Annotated in this window: 1 protein-coding gene; it reads left to right on the plus strand. The window is 60.0% G+C overall.

What is annotated here, in order from left to right:
• Nucleotides 1–9: 9 nt before the first annotated feature.
• Nucleotides 10–1495: energy-dependent translational throttle protein EttA (gene ettA, locus AC1DRJ_RS27370; protein WP_477804900.1), on the plus strand; the 1486-nt coding region annotated here is incomplete at its 3' end.

A 1495-nucleotide genomic window follows, 5' to 3' on the forward strand; every position in this document is an offset into this window, starting at 1 on the left:
AGGTTCTCCATGGCTCAATACGTCTTCACCATGCATCGGCTGGGCAAAGTTGTTCCGCCGAAGCGGGAAATCCTGAAAAACATTTCTCTGTCGTTCTTCCCAGGCGCCAAGATCGGCGTACTCGGCCTCAACGGTTCGGGTAAATCCACGCTGCTGAAAATCATGGCCGGCGTCGACACCGAGTTCGAGGGCGAAGCCCGCCCGATGCCAGAGTTGAACATCGGTTACCTGCCACAGGAACCGATCCTTGATCCGACCAAGACCGTGCGCGAAGTGGTCGAGGAAGCGGTCAGCGTGATCAAGAACGCCCAGGCACGCCTGGACGAGGTTTACGCGGCTTACGCAGAAGAAGATGCCGACTTCGACAAACTGGCGGCAGAACAGGCCAAGCTCGAAGCCATCCTGCAAGCCAGCGACGGTCACAACCTTGAGCGTCAACTGGAAGTCGCCGCCGATGCGCTGCGCCTGCCGGCGTGGGACGCCAAGGTCGAATTCCTCTCCGGTGGTGAAAAGCGTCGTGTGGCCCTGTGCCGTCTGCTGCTGTCCGCGCCGGACATGCTGCTGCTCGACGAACCGACCAACCACTTGGACGCCGATTCCGTGGCCTGGCTGGAACACTTCCTGCACGATTTCCCGGGCACCGTGGTTGCGATCACGCACGACCGCTACTTCCTGGACAACGTTGCCGGCTGGATTCTGGAACTCGACCGCGGCGCCGGTATCCCGTACGAGGGCAACTATTCGGGCTGGCTTGAAGCCAAGTCCGATCGTCTGGCGGCCGAATCCAAGCAGCAATCGGCTCACGAAAAGGCCATGAAGGAAGAACTGGAGTGGGTGCGCAAAGGCGCCAAGGCCCGCCAGTCGAAATCCAAGGCTCGTCTGCAACGCTTCGAAGAAATGCAATCGCAGGAATTCCAGAAGCGCAGCGAAACCAACGAGATCTACATCCCGGCCGGTCCACGCCTGGGCGACAAGGTCATCGAATTCAAGAACGTTTCCAAGGGTTATGGCGATCGCGTGCTGATCGATAACCTGTCGTTCTCCATGCCTAAAGGCGCCATCGTTGGCGTGATCGGCGGTAACGGTGCCGGTAAATCGACCCTGTTCCGCATGCTGATGGGCAAGGAACAACCGGATTCGGGCAGCATCGAAGTCGGCGAAACCGTGCAACTGGCGTGCGTCGATCAGAGCCGCGAAGACCTGGACGGCAGCAAGACCGTGTTCCAGCAAATCTCCGACGGTTCGGATCAGATCCGCATCGGCAACTACGAGATCCCGTCGCGCACCTACGTTGGTCGCTTCAACTTCAAGGGCGGCGATCAGCAGAAGTTCGTCAAGGACCTGTCCGGTGGTGAGCGCGGTCGCTTGCACCTGGCCCTGACCCTGAAAGAGGGCGGCAACGTCCTGCTGCTCGACGAACCGTCCAACGACCTTGACGTTGAAACCCTGCGTTCCCTGGAAGAAGCCCTGCTGGACTTCCCGGGCGCCGCCATTG

Source organism: Pseudomonas sp. P5_B2, assembly GCF_056400445.1.